The 19,162-nt window shown below is 66.1% G+C and carries 15 protein-coding genes and 1 tRNA gene; 8 read left to right on the top strand and 8 right to left on the bottom strand.

All coding sequences use genetic code 11. The features are described 5' to 3' along the window. Window positions 1-48 precede the first annotated feature (48 nt). The 3 genes from ACIPRS_RS09735 (at window position 49) to ACIPRS_RS09745 (ending at window position 4,230) form a co-directional block, all read left to right on the top strand. Window positions 49-741 (top strand): response regulator transcription factor, encoded by a 693-nt coding sequence (locus ACIPRS_RS09735; RefSeq protein ID WP_337730832.1) that lies wholly within the window; start codon window positions 49-51, stop codon window positions 739-741. Beyond that, window positions 738-2,576, top strand: coding sequence for a sensor histidine kinase (locus ACIPRS_RS09740; RefSeq protein WP_446538404.1), 1,839 nt, complete (start codon window positions 738-740; stop codon window positions 2,574-2,576). Before ACIPRS_RS09735 ends, ACIPRS_RS09740 begins: the two co-directional genes overlap by 4 nt. Window positions 2,577-2,724: 148 nt before the next feature. After that, on the top strand, window positions 2,725-4,230 hold the full coding sequence (locus ACIPRS_RS09745; RefSeq protein ID WP_446538405.1) for a YadA-like family protein: 1,506 nt from the start codon (window positions 2,725-2,727) through the stop codon (window positions 4,228-4,230). 428 nt (window positions 4,231-4,658) lie between these two features. On the opposite strand, the gene ACIPRS_RS09750 is transcribed toward ACIPRS_RS09745, so the two are convergent. From ACIPRS_RS09750 to dtd, 5 genes are all read right to left on the bottom strand, one after another. Further along, a tRNA-Ile gene (locus ACIPRS_RS09750) sits at window positions 4,659-4,734 on the bottom strand. Beyond that, window positions 4,697-6,667 (bottom strand): glucans biosynthesis glucosyltransferase MdoH, encoded by a 1,971-nt coding sequence (gene mdoH / locus ACIPRS_RS09755; RefSeq protein ID WP_446538458.1) that lies wholly within the window; start codon window positions 6,665-6,667, stop codon window positions 4,697-4,699. The genes ACIPRS_RS09750 and mdoH overlap by 38 nt, the downstream gene beginning before the upstream one ends. A 2-nt stretch (window positions 6,668-6,669) precedes the next feature. Then, window positions 6,670-8,208: a glucan biosynthesis protein gene (locus ACIPRS_RS09760; protein ID WP_446538406.1), complete on the bottom strand. Its 1,539-nt coding sequence runs from the start codon at window positions 8,206-8,208 to the stop codon at window positions 6,670-6,672. A 165-nt stretch (window positions 8,209-8,373) separates the two neighbouring features. Beyond that, window positions 8,374-10,230, bottom strand: coding sequence for an RNA polymerase sigma factor RpoD (gene rpoD / locus ACIPRS_RS09765; RefSeq protein ID WP_337732271.1), 1,857 nt, complete (start codon window positions 10,228-10,230; stop codon window positions 8,374-8,376). Between the two features lie 100 nt (window positions 10,231-10,330). Continuing rightward, window positions 10,331-10,771, bottom strand: a complete 441-nt coding sequence (gene dtd / locus ACIPRS_RS09770; protein ID WP_446538407.1) for a D-aminoacyl-tRNA deacylase — start codon at window positions 10,769-10,771, stop codon at window positions 10,331-10,333. A gap of 95 nt (window positions 10,772-10,866) precedes the next feature. On the opposite strand from dtd, the gene ACIPRS_RS09775 reads away from it, so the two are divergent. The 5 genes from ACIPRS_RS09775 to ACIPRS_RS09795 all read left to right on the top strand — a co-directional run bounded on the left by ACIPRS_RS09775 (window position 10,867) and on the right by ACIPRS_RS09795 (window position 16,360). Further along, window positions 10,867-11,766: a lauroyl acyltransferase gene (locus ACIPRS_RS09775; protein WP_446538408.1), complete on the top strand. Its 900-nt coding sequence runs from the start codon at window positions 10,867-10,869 to the stop codon at window positions 11,764-11,766. Between the two features lie 91 nt (window positions 11,767-11,857). Continuing rightward, window positions 11,858-13,246, top strand: coding sequence for a hypothetical protein (locus tag ACIPRS_RS09780; protein ID WP_446538409.1), 1,389 nt, complete (start codon window positions 11,858-11,860; stop codon window positions 13,244-13,246). Continuing rightward, on the top strand, window positions 13,243-13,743 hold the full coding sequence (locus ACIPRS_RS09785) for a PH domain-containing protein (RefSeq protein ID WP_446538410.1): 501 nt from the start codon (window positions 13,243-13,245) through the stop codon (window positions 13,741-13,743). Before ACIPRS_RS09780 ends, ACIPRS_RS09785 begins: the two co-directional genes overlap by 4 nt. Next, complete coding sequence (locus ACIPRS_RS09790) at window positions 13,743-15,275, top strand: PH domain-containing protein (RefSeq protein ID WP_446538411.1); 1,533 nt, start codon at window positions 13,743-13,745, stop codon at window positions 15,273-15,275. The genes ACIPRS_RS09785 and ACIPRS_RS09790 overlap by 1 nt, the downstream gene beginning before the upstream one ends. 74 nt (window positions 15,276-15,349) lie before the next feature. Further along, window positions 15,350-16,360 (top strand): glycosyltransferase family 9 protein, encoded by a 1,011-nt coding sequence (locus ACIPRS_RS09795; RefSeq protein ID WP_446538412.1) that lies wholly within the window; start codon window positions 15,350-15,352, stop codon window positions 16,358-16,360. On the opposite strand, the gene ACIPRS_RS09800 is transcribed toward ACIPRS_RS09795, so the two are convergent. From ACIPRS_RS09800 to ACIPRS_RS09810, 3 genes are read right to left on the bottom strand one after another with little or no spacing between them, the layout of a single operon-like run. Continuing rightward, window positions 16,336-17,151 (bottom strand): glycosyltransferase family 2 protein, encoded by an 816-nt coding sequence (locus ACIPRS_RS09800; protein ID WP_446538413.1) that lies wholly within the window; start codon window positions 17,149-17,151, stop codon window positions 16,336-16,338. The genes ACIPRS_RS09795 and ACIPRS_RS09800 overlap by 25 nt on opposite strands. A 56-nt stretch (window positions 17,152-17,207) precedes the next feature. Next, complete coding sequence (locus ACIPRS_RS09805; RefSeq protein ID WP_446538414.1) at window positions 17,208-18,236, bottom strand: CDP-glycerol glycerophosphotransferase family protein; 1,029 nt, start codon at window positions 18,234-18,236, stop codon at window positions 17,208-17,210. Then, window positions 18,236-19,063 carry a glycosyltransferase family 2 protein gene (locus ACIPRS_RS09810; RefSeq protein WP_446538415.1) on the bottom strand — a complete coding sequence of 276 codons (828 nt, stop codon included), beginning with the start codon at window positions 19,061-19,063 and terminating at the stop codon, window positions 18,236-18,238. Before ACIPRS_RS09810 ends, ACIPRS_RS09805 begins: the two co-directional genes overlap by 1 nt. Window positions 19,064-19,162: the final 99 nt, after the last annotated feature.

Below are 19,162 nucleotides of genomic sequence, written 5' to 3' on the forward strand. Positions count from 1 at the left end.
CATGTTCGTAGCCCGTCGAGTGGCCGGCGGTCAGTGGCACAGCTAGACTTGATTGAGTTCCAGCGCTGGGGTTTGATCGAGATGCAACCGATCGCTATGTCGGATGTGTTGATTGTGGAAGACAACATCCATGCCGGTCACCGCCTGCAACGCCTGGTGGCAGGTCTGGCCAGCGAGGCGCGTATCGACGTAGTCGATACGCTCGACGCGGCGCGATCGCGACTGCAGGCGCATCCCTACACTCTGGCGCTCGTCGACATGTACCTGCCCGATGGCGACGGCAATGGTTTGATCGCGTGGATGCGATCGCACGCTCCCGAGGCTGCCGCGGTGATCGTCTCGTCGTTCGCGGAAGAGGAAAGCGTGTTGACGGCCTTGCGCAGCGGCGCTGTCGGCTACCTGTTGAAGGAGCGCGACGACGAGGAACTGGTGGTGTCGCTGAAGAGCCTGCAACGCGGCGGAGCTCCCATCGATCCTTCCATCGCGCGCCGCATTCTGGCGCTGCTGCCTGTCGGCGCCGATCCGGCGCTGCGGTCCTCGCCCGTGCCGCCGCTGTCGCAGCGCGAGATGGAGATCGTGCAGCTGGTGGCGCAGGGGTTCACCAATCGCGAGATCGCCGAGCTGGTCTCGCTGTCGCGGCTGACCATCGAAAGCCACGTCAAGAACATCTATCGCAAGCTGGCCGTCGGGTCACGGACCGAGGCGGTTTACGAGGCGCGGGCACGGGGCCTGCTGAAGTGAGGCGCATCGTCCGGTGCCTGGTCGTCCTGCTGGCGATGCTTGCCATGCTGCCCGTGCAGGCGCAGCACGTGACACGGATCGAGCAGGCGGATGCCGTGCGGTCGGACTGGTCGGCGCAGGCGCCCCCGCGGCAGGGCTGGGTACCGGTCGGACTGCGCGACCTGTGGGAGAAGCGCTGGCCCGGCCATGATGGCGTGGTGTGGTACCGCGTCCGCTGGCAGCAGGCGGATGCATCGCAGCCGGTCGGGCTGTTGCTCGACTACACCTGCCTGGCGGCCGCGGTCTCCCTCAATGGCCAGCCGATCGACCGGGACGCCTCACTGGTGGAGCCGCTGTCACGCAAGTGGCATGTGCCGCGTTACTACACAGTGCCGCCGGCGCTCCTGCGCGAAGGGCAGAACGAACTGCTCGTGCGGGTTTCCGGCCTGGCCGCCTATCAGCCTGCGTTCGGTACCGTCAGCGTGGGCGATCCCATCGTGTTGCGCGGCCAGTACGAGCGGGAGCGTTTTGCACGTCGTGACATGCAGATATTCGACGCCGCCGTGGGAATGGTGCTGGCGGCGATGATCGGCATCTTCTGGCTGCTACGCCCGCAGGACACGCTGTATGGCTGGTATGCGTTGAGCGCAGTCTTTGGCAGGCTGTACGACTGGAACTTCATCGCCGGCAGTCCTTGGCCGTTCCGCACGACGGACGGATGGCAGGCTTTCATCGCGGCGGTCTTCGTGGCCTCCGCCGCCACCCATACGATCTTCCTGCTGCGGTTCTCGGAGCGGCGATGGCCGCGCTTCGAGCGGGCGCTGCTGGCGCTGGCGGGCGCGGGCATGGTGCTGGGATTATCGTTTCCGCACTGGATGGGGCCACTGCGCAATCTGTACGTGACCCCCGCCATCCTGTTCCTGTACGTCGTCAGCGCGGTCTTCGTCGTCTTCGCGCTGCGCAGCGATCGCCGCGACTACAAGGTGCTTGCGGCCTGCATCAGCGTCCCGTTGCTGGTGTCGCTGCACGACCTCGGTGTGTACATGGGCTGGTACGGCGGCGTGAGCTACCTGGGGTCGTTCACCTCGCCGGTCATGCTGTTGGGCATGGGGTTCGTGCTGGCCTATCGCTTCGCGCAGACCATGAAGCGGGTGGAGGGCTTCAACGCCGAACTCCATCGCGAAGTACAGGCCGCCACCGTGACCCTGGCCGACACACTCAACCAGCAGCACGCGCTGGCGCTGGCGCACAGCCGTGCAGGCGAGCGCCTGCAGCTGGTGCGCGACCTGCACGATGGCTTCGGCGGCACGCTGGTGGGGGCGATCACCCGCCTGCAGCAGGCGCCGGACGAGACCTCGAGGGCAGAGGTGGTGGATCTGCTGAAGGACATGCGCGACGACCTGCGGTTGGTGATCGATACCACCGCGCAGGAGCAGGCCGACCTGGCCACGCTGATCGCCCCGCTGCGCCATCGCGCCAGCCGCCTGTTGGAAGCGGCGGACATCGATGCGCATTGGCGGGTGGAAGGTCTGGAGGGTCTGCAACTGGGGCCCGGCCGCAGCCTGGACCTGCTGCGCCTGCTGCAGGAGGCATTGACGAATGTGTTCAAGCACAGTCGCGCGGCGCGGGTCGACGTCCATCTGCGCCGTGCCGGTGATCGCCTTGAGCTGCGCGTGCGGGACGATGGCGTCGGCCTTGCCGGGGCGGCACCCGCGGCCGGACAGGCCCGGGCCGCAGGTGCCGGCTTGGCGAGCATGCGCCACCGCGCCCAGCGACTCGGGGCGGAGCTGCGCATCGCGGGCGCTTCCGATGGAAAAGGCACTGCGCTGGAACTGGATCTGCCATTGGCCGCGTGAGCGCGGCCTCGAGGGCGGATCGGGAGTGCTTTACCTGATTTCAGGGATACCCGGGGCGGGATGCGGCACCTACCGTGTGCGCCATCGTCGCCGGTGGGTGGCCGCGTCATGGCGTGGCGGCCGGCGACATGCCACAGGGGGCATCGCCATGCGTAGGTATCGCCGCAACATCAATACTGTCCGTCATTTCATGCTGATGCTGGCTGCGGGTGGCGGCCTGCTTTTGTCAACGACGTCGGCCGAAGCTCAGGTGGTGGGTGGTACCGCACCCACGCAGCCATGCAACCAGAACCCCACCACCGGCGGCATGGCGTGCATGCCGGGCAGTACGGTGGGCGTGAATGGCAGCAATGGCCCTGCTCCTCCAGGCTGGACGGCCGGGGCTGGCGGGCCGGGCGCCGAAACCGGCAACGTTGCAATAGGCCAAAACAGCAGTGCAGGCAATGGCGGTCAGGGTGGGATCGCCACTGCCGGAGGCATCGCCGGCACGGGTGGCGCGGGCGGCGCAGCGAACCTCGCGCTTGGCGCGAACAGCAGCGCAGGCAATGGCGGTGCGGGAGGAACTGGTAGCGCAGGTGGCACCGGCGGCGCTGGCGGGACAGGTGGCAACAACAACATCGCCATCGGCAATGGCAGCAGCGCCGGCACGGGCGGACGGGGCGCGGATATGTGCTGTGGTTTCCCGGGCCCCTCGGGTTCCAGCGGCACCAACAACAACATCGCGCTCGGCACCGGCGCGTCGGCCAACGGGGGTGGATCGGTCGCCCTGGGCTACAACAGTAGTGATCAGGGTCGCGCGAACGTGGTCTCGGTCGGTTCTTCAGGCCAACAGCGTCAGGTCACCAATGTCGCGGCGGGTACCGCCACCACTGATGCGGTCAACGTTGGCCAGTTGAATGCGGTGGCGAACACGGCCAATTCGGCGCTGGACGCAGCAGGCGATGCACAGGCGACCGCCGACATGGCACTTTCGACCGCGGACACCGCCCAGGCGACGGCCGATGCAGCATTGGACGCGGCAGGTAACGCGGTGGCCACGGCGAACGACTACACGGACACCCGCGAAGCTGCGGTGCGCAACGACGTGGCCGCGGGCGATGTGGCCACGCTATCGACCGCGAACGGCTACACCGATACCCGCGAAGCTGCGGTGCGCATCGATATGGCAGCCGGCAACGCTGCGACGCTGGCGACGGCCAATGGCTATACCGATACCCGAGAAGCCGCCGTGCGTAACGACATCGCCGCGGGCGATGCGGTCACGCTGGCGACGGCGCAGGACTACGCCGATGCTGGCGACGCCACGACACTCGCTTCGGCCAATGCCTACACCGATGCCCGCTTCACCGAACTTACCGGACTGAGCGACGACTTCAACGCCTTCCGCGGCGACGTCGACCGCCGCTTCAGTCATCTGGATCGCCGCATCGACACCATGGCCGCGATGAGCGGTGCCTACGCCGGCATGGCGATGAACACAGCAGGCCTGGCGGGCAAGAACCGCGTGGGCGTGGGCATCGGCGCGCAGGGCGGTGAGCAGGCCATGGCGGTTGGCTACCAGCGTGTGATCGGCAACCGCGCAAGTGTGTCGTTGGGTGCCGCTTTCGGTGGCGGCGAGAAGAGCGTGTCGGCGGGCGCCGGCTTCAGCTGGTGAAGCGGTGTTCGCGCGTCGCTTGCCTTTAGAGGACTGCGACACTTGTCCCGCATCTGGAATTCGCGCGCTTTAATCTCTGGCGACACCAACGACGGATGGATCTTGGCGCCAGCCCAAGCTCCATTCGCAACGGCTGGAGAAATCGAGTGCGGGACACAGTCGTCATCGCCGTACGCTCAGACCCTGGCGATGTTCGTCTCTTTTGTCTCCCATGGGTGTTGGGTCTAGCAATTCAGGCCGAACTCGCATTTTGGGTCGGCCTGATTGTCAGACGTTCGATGTCCGCTTCTGGCCGAAAATCGCTAGAACGCCCCATCTGGCCGTCATTCGGAGGCAAGTCGTTGCAACTATCGCCTTTTTTTCATCGTAAGTTGAAACAAAGTTTCAACTTCTGGGGTCGGTACCGCGCCGGAATTCATACTACTTTTTGGTGGGCCCACCAGGACTCGAACCTGGAACCAAAGGATTATGAGTCCTCTGCTCTAACCATTGAGCTATAGGCCCCCAGCGCGAGGATTGTACCGGAGGCCACGGGTGCCGATGGCGTGTCGTCGGGTGCGGCGCGCAACGCCAGGGCGCGACTGAGGATCGCCGGAGGCGTGGACTCCTCGGGAATGCGCAGCCATCCGGCAGCACGCAGGCGCTGGCCGACCACGGTCGATGCCGTCAGGACGTTGATGGGGATGGACAGGACCATGCCCAGCACGACCGGCGCCATCCACGCCGCGAGCGCGGGCGACACCAGGTAGGCGACCACGCCGCTGCTCGCGCCGAACAACGTCAATCCCGCGTAGCGGCGCACGAGGCTGGCGAGGGGCACGCTGCCGTCGTCGCGGCGCTGCGTCTCCCAGCCGGAATCCTGTCCGGCCAGCACTTCCGCCACGCCACGCGATTGCACGTACATGGTGACGGGCGCCATCAATGCCGCCATCACGGTTTCCAGCAAAGCGCTGCCGATGATGCGCAGCCCACCGCCGCACTGCCGACGCAACGCCGGCTGCACCAGCGTGGCCATGCAACCCATCACCTTGGGCGCCAGCAGTACCGTCATCGTGAAGTAGAAAACCCAAAGGAAGCGGGCGGGATCGCCACCGCGCCAGTAGAGCGCAGGCGTGAAGCCTTCCAGATGCGGTTGGCTCAGGTTGAAGCCGGCCTGCTGCAAGGGGATGGCCAGGCCGACCAGCATCAGCATGGCCCACATCGGCGCAGTGAAGTAGTGACCGATGCCGACCAGCAGATGCAGCCGATGCATGCGGTGCAGACCGCGCGCCGGCAGCACCGCGCCGTGCTGCAGATTGCCCTGGCACCAGCGGCGGTCGCGTACCAGCATGTCCGTGAGTGAAGGCGGTCCTTCCTCGTAACTGCCGCCCAACCCCGGCGCCATGTGGATGGCCCAGCCACCACGGCGAAGCAGCGCAGCCTCCACGAAATCATGGCTGAGCACGGCCCCCTCGAACGGCTTGCCGCCGCGAAGATGGGGCAGGCCGGCGTGCCTGGCGAACGCCGCAGTCCGGATGATAGCGTTGTGCCCCCAGTAGTTGCCTTCCGCGCCATGCCACCAGGCGATGCCATGCGCGACCACCGGGCCATACACACGGCCGGCGAACTGCTGCATGCGCGCGAAGAACGTGCGCCCATTGACGATCATCGGCAGCGTCTGGATCAGTGCAACGCTGGCGTTGCGTTCCATCGCACCCGCCAGACGGACCAGGGTGTCGCCGGTCATCAGGCTGTCGGCATCCAGGATCAGCATCTGCGGATACGCGCCGCCGAAACGCCGCACCCACTCCGCGATGTTGCCCGCCTTGCGTTCCGCGTTTTCGCGGCGACGGCGGTAGAACACACGTGCATCGGCACCCAGCCTGCGCCGCAGAGCCCGGACGGCCGCCACTTCCTGATGCCCAACTTCCGAGCGCGTGGTGTCGCTGAGGATGAAGAAGTCGAAGCGATCCCCTTGTCCCGTACCTTGCAGCGACTCATGCATCGCATGCAGGCCGGCCAGCACGCGATGCGGGTCTTCGTTGTAGGTCGGCAGCAGCAGGGCCGTGCGCGTCGATAGCTCGGGAAGCGCCGCCGCGTCATCGATGCCGAGTGGATGCGGGCGTCGGCGCAACAGCAGCACGAAGCCAGCCAGTGCGCTGGAAAACGACAGCGCGATCCAGGCGAACAGCGCAACAAACAACGCGAGCAGCACGCCCTCCAGCACATTGATGCCGTCGCCACGCAATACCCACCAGATCTGGTAGGTCGCGAACAGGGTCAGCGCGATCGCAGTACCCATTACCAACGCACGCCGCCGCCTGATGGCGGGGGGCGATGTGGGCAGCGCTCTTGACGACAGACGGCCTGTCCGCAGGTCCTGTACCGGCATGGCAAGCGGCGATTCCGGGGGCAGCCACTCCTGCTGCAGCGGATCATCCACGCGATGTGTGTTCATGGTCAGGTGCTCCACCGGTACAGCCAGGTTTCGGATAACGGCACGTGCCCCTCCAGCACGCGCGCATGCAGTTCCACGTCACGTCCATCCGTGTTCCCTGTCTGGGGACAGAATTCAAAGCTCAACCGCCAGCCCCGCGTCTCCGGATTCGGATAGACCACCGCACCGACGATGTCGCCCCTCGCCGCCCACACATCCGGTGTCAGCTTCGCATCGCGCGGCAGCGAGGCCAGGCGGCCGCCATCCAGATCGATCACCACCAGTCGACGCGCAGGATCAGGCGCCGCGCCAATGCGCGTGTCGGTGACGACGGCCAGGTCGGCGTCCCACTGATGCGTGTCGCACCAGTGCATGCGGTAGTCGAAGCGGTGTTCGCGCCCCGCACGCAGCGGCGCGGCGGGCCGCCAGAACGCCACGATGTTGTCGTGGTATTCGTCGCCGGTGGGAATCTCCACCAGCGTGACGGCACCTCTTCCCCAATTTCCCCTGGGTTCGATCCAGAGACTGGGACGCTGGTGGTAACGCGCCTCGATATCGGCATAGTCGCCAAAGCCACGCTTGCGCTGCATCAGGCCGAAGCCGCGGGGATCGGCATCGGCGAACGCACTGTGCTGGACCCGCGGCGGGTTGCTCAGCGGACGCCAGATCTGTTCGCCGTGCCCGTTGAAGATGGCCAGCCCATCCGAATCGTGCACGGCCGGACGGTAGTCGTCGGTCCCCACGCGATCACCGGCATCGAACTCGAACATGCTGGTCAACGGCGCGATGCCGGCATGCGCCAGGTCCACGCGGGGATACAGGCGCGACTGCACGTCGATGGCGGTTTCGCCACCCGGGCGGATCACGAAACGGAATGCGCCCGTCACGCTGGGACTGTCGAGCAACGCATGCACAACCAGATGCTTCGCGCCTGCCGAAGGCTGTTCGATCCAGAAGGCACGGAACAGCGGGAACTCCTCCGCGCCCGCGTCGCCACTGCCCAACGCCAGTCCCCGTGCGGAGAGACCATATGCGTGCCCCTTGCCCAGCGCGCGGAAATAGCTGGCGCCCAGGAATGCGACCAGTTCGTCGAACACGTCCGGCTGGTTGAGCGGCGCATGCACGCGGAAGCCGGCGAACCCGAGCGCGGGGTCCCGCGGCGGTGTCACCCCTTCCGGAAAGTCGAACAGGTCGGGGGAGTAGGTGATCGGTTCGGCAAGCCCCTCGTGCACGCGCCACAGCTCGACGCGCTGCTTGAACAGGAAGCCCCGATGGAACATCTGCACTCGAAACGGCAGCGCCTCCTTGCGCCAGATCGCCTGCGCGGGATCGAAGCGTATGTCGCGGTAGCCGTCATAGCCGACATCCAGTGACGCCGGCAGGGTTTCATCGGGTGCGCGATAAGGCTGGCGCGCCAGCATCCGTGCAAGTCTTGGAACCGTTTCCAGTGAGAAGTGGCCTGGCGTGGCGCCTGCCGTGACGCTCGCCTGTGCCCATACACGAGGCATCGCGCCCCATGCCGCCAACGCGATGGCGCCCTTCAATACCTGTCTGCGCTCCACGCCTTTCCCATGACAACGGGTGTCTCGTTCATTCTAGATCGCGTGATGTGAGCGGAATGACAAGACCACGCACTGCGCACAATGCGCGGGCACGCCATGCACCAAAAAGAAACGCGGCCCACCAGGGCCGCGCTTCATTGGTGCAAACGCAGAGGTTCCGCTGCGTCAATCGATGTCGAGGAAGCTGCGCAGCTGTTCCGAACGCGACGGATGACGCAGCTTGCGCAGTGCCTTGGCTTCTATCTGGCGGATGCGCTCGCGGGTCACGTCGAACTGCTTGCCGACCTCTTCCAGCGTGTGATCGGTGTTCATGTCGATGCCGAAGCGCATGCGCAGCACCTTGGCTTCCCGCGGGGTCAGGCCGGCGAGTACGTCGCGAACCGTTTCCGACAGGTTGATGTTGGTGGTGTTCTCGATCGGGGACTCCACGTTGGTGTCCTCGATGAAGTCGCCCAGGTGGGAATCCTCATCGTCGCCGATCGGCGTCTCCATGGAGATCGGTTCCTTCGCGATCTTCATCACCTTGCGGATCTTGTCCTCCGGCATGTCCATTTCTTTCGCCAGTTCTTCCGGCGTGGCCTCGCGGCCGTACTGCTGGAGCATCTGGCGGGAGATGCGGTTGAGCTTGTTGATCGTCTCGATCATGTGCACCGGGATGCGGATGGTGCGCGCCTGGTCGGCGATCGAGCGGGTGATGGCCTGGCGGATCCACCAGGTGGCATAGGTCGAGAATTTGTAACCGCGACGGTATTCGAACTTGTCCACCGCCTTCATCAGGCCGATGTTGCCCTCCTGGATCAGGTCGAGGAACTGCAGGCCGCGGTTGGTGTACTTCTTGGCGATGGAGATGACCAGGCGCAGGTTGGCCTCGACCATTTCCTTCTTCGCCTTGCGTGCCTTGGCTTCGCCATAGGCCATCGCGCGGCTGATTTCCTTGATGTCGGCCAGCGTCAGGTACATCGCCTGTTCGACGGCGATGGTGGCTTCCTGCTCGGCGACGATCTGCTCCCTGACGTCACGCAGGCCGGACGACCACTTCTGCTTGCGCTTCAACACCTCGTCCACCCAGCCCAGGTTGGTCTGGTTGCCTTCCCACGCGCGCAGGAACTCCTTGCGCGGCATCTTGGCGACATTGGCGCACAGGTGCAGCACGCGGCGCTCATGGTCCTTGACCTGGGCCACGACCTCACGCAGCTTGCGTACCAGCGTGTCGGTCAGCGGAAGCGGCAGCTTGAGGGTGACAAAGGTCTCGCCCAGTTCGGTGCGCAGCTTGACCACGGCCTTGTTCTCGGGGCCGTTCTTCGCATAGGACTTCTTGAACTTGGCGTAGCCGTCGGCCAGCACCTGCATGCGACGCGCGACTTCTTCCGGATCCGGGCCGGTCGGGCCCGCTTCCTCGGCCACATCGTCGGCGGCTTCTTCTTCATCGTCGGCGGCATCGTCGGCGGCTTCGACGGTTTCCTCGGCCACCGGTACTTCCGGCGCCGGTTCCTCGACATCGTTGAATCCGACGATGACCTCGGCCAGGCGCTTCTTGCCCGCCTTGTGCAGCTCGTAGTCTTCCAGCAACAGCTCGATCGACCACGGGAAGTTGCCGAGCGACGCCTGCACCTGGCCCAGGCCTTCCTCGATGCGCTTGGCGATGGCGATTTCGCCTTCGCGCGTCAGCAGCTCGACGGTGCCCATCTCGCGCATGTACATGCGCACCGGGTCGGTGGTGCGACCACCTTCGGTATCCAGCGAAGTGAGCGCCGCGGCGGCTTCTTCGGCCGCGGTTTCGTCGACTTCGCGGTTGCCGGTGTTGCCATCGGCAAGCAGGAGGGTTTCGGCATCGGGAGCGACTTCATGGACATCGATGCCCATGCCGTTGATCATGCCGATGATGTCTTCGATCTGTTCCGGATCGACCAGGTCGTCGGGAAGGTGATCGTTGACTTCGGCGTAAGTCAGATAGCCCTGCTCCAGGCCCTTGCTGATCAAGAGCTTGATGTCGGACTGCTGCGCAGGACGTTCGTTGGCCATCGAGGTTGCGCCACCGGGAAGAGGAAAGGGAGAACCCCGTATTATACCAGCCCGGACCGGCTTGGGTTCCTGAAGCCTGTCTCCCGGCAAGGGGAGAACGTCACGGGCGGAGCAGGAAGGTCACGGGCCCGTCATTGACGAGGCTGATCACCATATGGGCGCCGAAACGCCCGGTTTCCACCCTGCCGGCGTGCTTTTCTCGGCAGATGTCGACCAGCCGGTTGAAGCCCTGTTCAGCCTCGGCGGGCGGGGCCGCGGTGGTGAAGCTGGGCCGCATGCCCGAACGGGTATCGGCGGCCAACGTGAACTGGCTGACCAGCAGGAGTCCGCCGTTCGTATCGGCCAGGGAGCGGTTCATGCGCCCCGCCTCGTCGGCGAAGACCCGGTAACCCAGCAGACGGTCGGCCATGCGGGCGATCTGCGCCTCGCCATCTCCTGGTTCCACCCCCACCAAGGCCAGCAGACCGGCGTCGATGGCCCCCACGACGGTGTCGTCGACCGCGACGCTCGCCCGGGTCACACGCTGGATCAGGGAAAGCATGGGATGGGTCCGGATGGCATGAAGGGAAGAACAGGATACCGGGGGCGCCGTCCCGCACTGGCAAGGGCGGCACGCCGGTTGGCTACACTCGGCGGATGAAACCGGACACCCTCGCCGCCTTCGGCTACCACGCCGCCGCCTTCATCGGGCGCCTCCCCTGGCCTTGGCTGCGCGCACTGGGAGATGCGATGGCCTGGGCGTGGCGGCGGTTCGACGTGCGCGAAAGCCGGGTGGCCCGCCGCAATCTGGAGATCGCCTATCCGGACCTGCTGCCGGGACAGCGGGACGATTTGCACGCCGCCATCCTGCGCACGACCGCGCGGCAGGCATTGGAAACGCTGCGCTTCTGGACGCGGCCGGCAGGCGAGAACCTGGCCTGCCTGCGCGAGCGTCACGGCGAAGCGCTGTACGACGAAGCGCTGGCCAGTGGCAAGGGCGTGATCGTCGCTGCGCCCCACTTCGGCAACTGGGAGCTGCTCAACCAGTGGCTGGCCTCGCGCGGCCCGATCGCCATCGTCTACCGCCCGCCTGAGTCGCCGGCGGGTGACGCCTTCCTGCTGCGGGTACGTGGAGCGGACAACATCCGCCAGGTGCGTGCGGAGGGCCCCGCCGTGCGCCAGCTGTGGAAGGTACTGAAGGATGGGGGTGCGGTGGGCATCCTGCCCGACCAGCAGCCCAAGATGGGCGACGGCGAATTCGCGCCGTTCTTCGGCAAGCCTGCGCTGACCATGACGCTGGTGTCGCGCTTGGCCGAGCGCACGGGGGCGACGGTGCTGTTCGCCTGGTGTGAACGCATCGGTCCGGGGCCGGACTTCGCGCTGCACGTGGAGCGCGCACCCGCAGCGATCGCCGATACGGACGCCGTGACGGCCGTGACAGCACTCAACCAGGCCGTCGAGCGGATCGCGCGTCGCGATCCGGCTCAGTACCAGTGGACCTACAAACGCTATACCCTGCGGCCGGAAGGCAGTGGCGAGGGCAATCCCTACCACTGAGGGGAATACACGGGGGAAGACGATGCGGATGCGGAGATGGCTGGCCGGGATAGTGGCTGGCGCGCTGGTGCTGCCGGCGGCGGCGCAGGACATGGCCACCATGAACGAGGTCTCACGAGCGTGGGATCGCTATGCAGCACTCAGCAGCCAGGATAGGGTCGAGGCCGTGGATCTGCTGTCAGACTCGAGCCTGACGCACGCCGGCTTTCTGCGCGACATGGCGCTCTACGCCTCGCCTGATCAGTTGCGGCGCCTGCCGGTTCTTGATCGCGTGGTCGTCTATCTTCTTCGCGCCACTCAAGCCGAGGCGGCATTGCAGGCCATGGACGATCGCGCCGTGGCCACCCTGTGCGTGAGCCGGGGTTGGATCAATACCCGACCACCCCAGCCTGATGCCGCCATACCAAGCCTGTCCCACGTCACGGTGGTGGGCGACCAGGCGATCGGCGAACTGGCACCACCGACGGAGACCCAGTTCCAGTTCGGGCCCGCGTTCGTGCGCGAGGACGGCCAGTGGCGCTTCCTTTACACGTCCATGGTGGAGGACATGTCCTTCGGGATGGACGAGCAGATACGGCGAACGGGCATGAGTGAATCCCGCGTGCTGGAAATGTCGCTCTCGAATTCGCTCCAGAGCCAGGCGCCCAGCCTGGCCACACTCGACCGGGCGCTGCTGGATGATGCGGCCAAGCGCACGCGACTGAATGAGAGATGGCCTGACTACAGCCAGTGGCGACACCTGCGCGTACGCGCCGTGGTGCGCAAGGCCGAAGAAGGCGACGCCTTCGCCCAATTCGTCACCGGCAGCCTGCTGTATAGCGGTGAGATACCGGCCGTTCTGCCCAAGGATGAAGCCGCCGGCCTCGCCTGGTGGGAGAAGGCCAGCGAAGGCGGACATGGCGACGCCGCGTGGATGACGTTCATCACCATCACCGGGGGCAAAGAAGGCCAGACCGATGCTGCCATGCTCAAGGCACTCCCCCACCTGCAGCGCGCAGTGGCCCAAGGCCGGCCGCCCGAAGCACTGCTGGCACAATCCAACTACTACCTGGATGGCATGGGCGGTCTGCCGCGCGACTGCCGGCAGGCAGCGGAATGGGCGGCGCGCGCTGAAGAAGCCGGAGCGGAGTCTGCGCGCAACGAACGTGTCTGGATCTGGGCCACCTGTCCTGTCGCCGGACAACGCGATCCGGTCCAGGCGTTGGAACTCGCCCAGCACATGATCCATCGCGAAGAGGCATTGGCCTGGCATGAACTGGACACCGTCGCGGCTGCGCTGGCCGCCAATCACGACTTCGAGCAGGCTGTCCGCTTCCAGAGCCAAGCGGTGGAGAAGATGAGCGCCGATCCCGAGTACAGCGGGCGCGAGCGCGACGCGGTCCTGAAGCGCATGAAAGCCCGGCTGAGCCGCTATCGCAGCGGCCGTGACTACGTGCTGGACTATCGGATGATCGATGAACTGAGGACAGGCAGGCAGTGACGCACCCCGATATCCCCACACCCCTGCCGGCGGTCGCCAACTGGCAATCACTGCCGCCCCGCGGCGCCTGGCTGGCCGCGCTGGGCGGTGCTGCCCTGATGTTCCCGCTGGCGATCCCTGCTTTCTTCATCTCCCGGGCCACTGACGTCGTGTCGCCCTGGCTTGCCGTTCCGGCAGCGGCGCTGGCCGGCGCCTTGATCGGCGCGTGGGTCGCGGTCAAGCGCCATCGGCGCACCCGCTGGCGCCTGGACGACCAGGGTTTCGCGTTGCGTCGCGGCAACTGGTGGCAGAGCGAGACCCACGTGCCCATTTCGCGCGTGCAGCATCTGGATCTCAAGCGGGGACCGCTCGAACGCAGCGCACGCCTGTCGACCCTGGTGGTGCATACCGCAGGCACGCGGATGGCGGCGGTTTCCGTGTCGGGGCTGGATGCAGAGGACGCGGAGCGCCTGCGCGAACGCCTCGCCACGCAGGTCGACCACGACGACGCGCTGTGATGGATGGCGCCGTGCAAACCGATGCTCCCGACGAACGCCGCCTGCACCCCTGGTCATGGCTGTTCGTGCTGCTGCAACAACTCAGGCAGCTCATCTTTCCGCTGGTCGCGCTGGTGGTGTTCGGTGCCCGCAAAAGCAGCGGTGATGGCGACGTCTGGGCATCGCTCGCACCCATCATCGGCATCGCCGTGCTGGTGGTGCTGGCAATCCTGCAGTACTTCACCTATCGCTACACGATCGGGCGCGATGGCCTGACGGTGCGCGAAGGCCTGTTGCACCGCTCGCGACGGGAGATCCCGTTCTCGCGCATTCACAACGTGGTGGTCCACCAGTCGCTGCTGCACCGCATGTTCGGCGTCGCAGAGGTGCGGCTCGAGTCTGCGGGAGGACAGAAGCCGGAAGCCCAAATGCGGGTCCTTGGCCTGCACGACGCGCTGGCCCTGGAAAACCTGGTGCGGCATCAGGCGCATGGCACGGCCGCCCACGAGGCGCCGGGTACGACGGGCGCAGCACACCCGGCCGACACCACACTTCTGTCACTCTCGACACGGGAAGTCATCAGGCTTGGCCTGATCTCCAACCGCGGCATGATCGTGGTCGCCGCGGGCTTCGGTGCCGCGTGGCAGATCCTGCCGGAGAAGATGATCGAACAGTTCTTCCGCCAGGGTGCGAAACAGGCTTACGGCTATGCCGAGCAACTGCATCTGGGCTGGCTCGCGGGCGCGGCCAGCGTCGTCGCGCTCGTCATCCTCGCGCTGGGCCTGGTCCGGGCCTTGTCCGTCGTGCTGGCACTGCTGCAGTTCCACGGCTTCCGGCTGACAGAAGATGCACGCCGCCTGATGGTGGAACGCGGCCTGCTTGCGCGCCTGCGCACCAGCGTTGCGCGCCGGCGCATCCAGGCATGGACCGTCCATGAGGGCGTGCTGCACCGGGTGTTCCACCGCCGCTCGCTGCGCATCGATACCGCCGTGGCCGAGAAGGCAGGCCAACAGGACACGCGCGCACTGAAGGACGTGGCCCCCGTCGCGTCGCCAGACGCGTGCGATGCGCTCATACGGCACCTGCTGCCGCATGTGGAATGGCCACGCAAGGACTGGCAACCCGTCGAAGACTCCGCACGCTGGCGCTTGTTGCTGCCGTCGCTGGCCCTGCTGGTACCGGTCACCGCGCTCGCAGCGTGGCACGTCGGCCATTGGGCCTGGCTGGGGCTCGCATGGTTCGCCTTCGCCGCGTACGCCGCACACCGGCAGGCGCAGCGCATGGGCTGGGCCCTGGACAATCACGTTGTGGCGGTGCGCAGTGGCTGGTGGTCACGCTACTGGCGCTTTGCCGAGATCGACAAACTGCAGGCGTTGCGCCTGTCGCGCTCGCCCCTCGACCACGCCTGCGGCACCGCCACGCTCTGGCTGGATACGGCGGGCGCGAGCGGGATCGCCGCACCGCTGTGCCTGCGCTTCGTACGTTTCGAAGACGTGGCCATTGTTTATGATCGCCTGCGTGGCACATTGGCGACTCGCCGCCTGACATGGTGAACATGGAGTCAATTCCGCAATCGGACGCCGCCGCTCCGCTCGTGGTGCGCTGTGGCGCCTTCGGCGATGTGGTGATGCTCACCACCCTCATCCGCCTCCTGCACGCACGCTACGGCCGTCCCGTCGATGTACTGGGCGCCGGACCCTGGACGCACGCCCTGCTCGAGCCATTGCCGGAGGTGGGTTCCGTGTGGACGATCCGCAGCCGCAATACGCCTTACCTGCTCTGCCCCAGCCAATGGGCGGCAGTCAGTCGGCTGCGCGCACGCGGGCGCGGCCCCGTGTACGTGTGCGAAACACATTCGCCCACACTGCGCCTGCTGCAACGTGCGGGCATACCCGACGAGGACCAGGTGCGGCGCGCACTCGAGGACGATGAGCGCGACGGCGTCCCGAGACTCTGGCCTGACCGCTGGCTGCTGTTGGGTGCGAACGATCCGGCGCACCCCTACCCGCATGCTGCCGAAGTCGATGCCGCTGCCTTCCGCCTGCCGCGGCTGGTCGTGCGCCCGGCGGATCGCGAGGACGTGCTGCGCTGGAAGGCCGCCTACGGATTCGGAACCGCGCCGTGCATCCTGTTCCAGCCTGGCAACAAGCGCACCCACAAGCGAGGCCGTCTGGGCGCACTGAGCCATTCCAAGCATTGGCCGCCCAGTGCATGGGCCAGACTGGCGGACGCGATCTGGAACGACCGGCCCGATGCCCGGATCGTGCTTTGCGGATCGCCGGTCGAACGCGGCGTGCTGGACGACATCCACGCGGCCGCTGGGCACACGCCCAGGATGGTCAACGCCGCAGGGGAACTTCCGGTGCCGCGCCTGCTCGCATTGCTGGAACAGGCGCACAGCATCGTGTCCGTCGACACCGGCCCCGCCCATGCCGCTGCGGCGCTCGGCTGCCCGCTCGTCGTGATGTTCGGTTCCGCGTCGCCCGCGAAATGGCGACCCATCGGTCCCGGAGCGATCCATGTGCTGGGCGGCGAACGCGGCGAGGCGAGCCGCGTCAGTGACCTTCAGGTCGCCGACGTGATCCACGCATGGCGCACGCTGCCCATGCGCGATCAGCCCGTCTTCTCGATGCCGTAAGGCGTCCGGGTGATGCGCTGCGCGCGGGTCTGTGCGCGGATGGCGAGGTTGCGCTGGAGCGATTCGGACGTCTTGTAACCACGCGCGTGATCGAGATGCACGCAGACCGCGCGATGCCGGATCTGCTTGCCGCGCACCCCATGGTTCTCCAGACGCTCGCCAAGCTCGCGATCGGGGCCGCCGTACTTCATCCGTTCGTCGTAACCGTTGATCGCCAGCAGATCCTGCTTCCATGCGGAAGAGTTGCAGTTGTTGAACGTCGCGCGCGTGGTGGTGATGGCATCCAGCAGGGGGCCGGTCCGCGTTCCCGCGCCCAGCTTGAGCGCAGGCGAGAATCCCACGCGGTCCAGTGCGCGCAGCCAGTCGAGCTGGAAGCACCGGCCGTCGCGGATGTCCTCCAGCGTGATCGCCTTGCTCGCCTTCATGCTCAGCTTGCAGTAGCCCCCGGACAGGAAGCGCCCCGGCTCCGCCAGTGCGGCGTGGACGCCCACGAAATCGCGGCGCGGAATGCAGTCGCCGTCGGTGAAAAGGATGTAGTCGTGCGACGACTCCAGGATCGCGCGATTCAGGATTTCCTGTCGCCGGTAACCCGCGTCCTCGTGCCAGACATGCCGCAACGGCACCGGATAATCGGCCGCCAGCCGTTCCACCATCTCGCGGGTGCTCGCGCGCGAACCATCGTCGGCAACGATCAGCTCAAAGTCGCGCCATGTCTGGAACCGGTAGCCGTGCAGCACCTTCTCCAGCCATTCCTCCGCGTTGTACGTACTGGCAATGACAGTGATCTTCATGACACCCCTTCACCCGCCCGATTCTCGCCGGGCCAGATGACAACCGGTCGCGGTCCTCAGGCCGGCCCCCAATAACCGATGCGCTTGCGGATCTTGAGCTTCCGCCACAGGTTCATCGGCTTGGGCCGCGGGTTGCGTGCCCCTGCCGCGACGAACGCGTCGATGGCCTCCAGCACGCGCTCGCTCGATCGGCCGTCGCGGTATGGATGGATGCTGTCGGCGTAGTCGACGATGGCCTGCATAAGCGCCGGCGGCCGGGACAGCGCACGCCGGATGGCCGGCTCGAACTGGGCCGCATCGTCGATGTCGATCAGTTGCGGGCCCGGCCTGCGGTTCTTGAACGTCACCACCGGCTTGTGCGTGAGCAGGAACTCGTTCAGCGCCGACGATGTGTCCGAACACATCATGTCGACCTGCGGGAACAGGTCCAGGATGTTGTCGTCGTCGGCGAAGCGCAGGTGTTCGTTCTGCAGCGCGCGGAATTTCGCCACGGTGTCCGGATTCATCTTCGGATGGAAGGTGACGATCCAGCGCCACTCCCCGGTGCGCGACAGTCGCTTCACTTCTTCGTACAGCGTCTCTGCGGCACTCCATGACGGGGAGAATGTGGAGTGGTACAGGATGACCGGCGGATCGCGAACCGGCGGCAGGGCGCCGGCGATATCCTTCATGAAGGGGTCGATCTTCGGCCAGCCCGTCTCGACCACCTTGAAGTGGCCGACGCGCTCGGCGATGCCCGTGAATGCGCGCGTGTCGTTCGGCCCCGTGGTGCAATAGAGGTCGAAGAACCCGCGGATGTAGATATGCCGGGGCTTCCCCGCATCGAAGCCGTGGAAGGTTTCCACCTTCACGCCTGGGAAGAAGTGCGGGACCGCGTTGCTGCCGGTGATCACGGCGATGGCGTTCCAGCGGCGGACTTCCTCCGTGGTGGTCAGCAGTCTCTCGTCCGGTCGCAGGTCCTCCGCCCCTGGGCCATCGAAGAACCAGGCGGCCTCGTCGCCGCGAGCACGGATGGCATCCTGCAACGGCCGCAGGATGGCGAGCGCATAGCGCTCCGAACCATAGAGGAGATAGTGCTTGGCCATCAGTGTTCCAGTTGGTGTGCAGCGAGCTTGCGATGTGCGGCCTTGATCGAGGCCGGGTTGTGTTGCATCTCGTAGTAGCGCATGCGTTTGTAGACAGCGTAGTTCGCCGCAGTCTGGGCGATGATGAAACCGCGCCAGCCGTCCAGGAAAGCCAGTCGCAGCAGGTAGTCCTTGATAAAGCTCGACAGATAGACCAGCGGGGTCAGCCACATCCGTACCGGCCGCCGCTTGTCGCGCCAGTCCAGAGCCTTGAGTTCGCTGTAACGGAGTACCTTCAGCTGCTTGTGCACCAAGCTGGGGTTGTCGGCGTGATTGAATGGCGCGCGGAACTCTACCGTCCCGCCATCGAAACGCAACGACTCATGCACGCGGGCATCCGTCCACCGCGCCCGGTCGCGGTGATAGATCCGCGCAGAACGCTCGCCCACCATCGGCCGGTACCACCGCATCGGTGCGCCCATCAGCCAGGTACGACGGCGAAGCCAGGCACCAGCCTTCGCAGAGGCCAGCAAGGAGGGCAATTCGCGTTCGAGTTGCGCGGCAAGTTCCTCCGACAGGAACTCGTCCGCATCCAGCACCAGCAGCCAGTCGTGGCGCGCCTGGGTGCTGGCGAAGTTGCGTTGCGGCCCGAACCCCAGCCAGTCCTGATGAACCACGCGCGCGCCATGCGCCTCCGCGACCGCGACGGTATCGTCGGTACTCCCGCTGTCGACCACCAGCTTTTCCGTGACGAACGGCACACTATCCAGGCAGCGACCGATGTTCAGCGCCTCGTTGTGGGTAATGACGACGAGGGAGATGGGAAGGGGGGGGGGCATGGCGGTCATTCTAGACTCCCACGCAGATTCCGGCTGCAGGAGGCCTGCCGATCCTTCACTGGCATGACTTCCTGACTGGCGGCTGTCTTGCGCTTACACGCGGACCCG

Source organism: Pseudoxanthomonas sp. LARHCG66 (genome assembly GCF_052871755.1).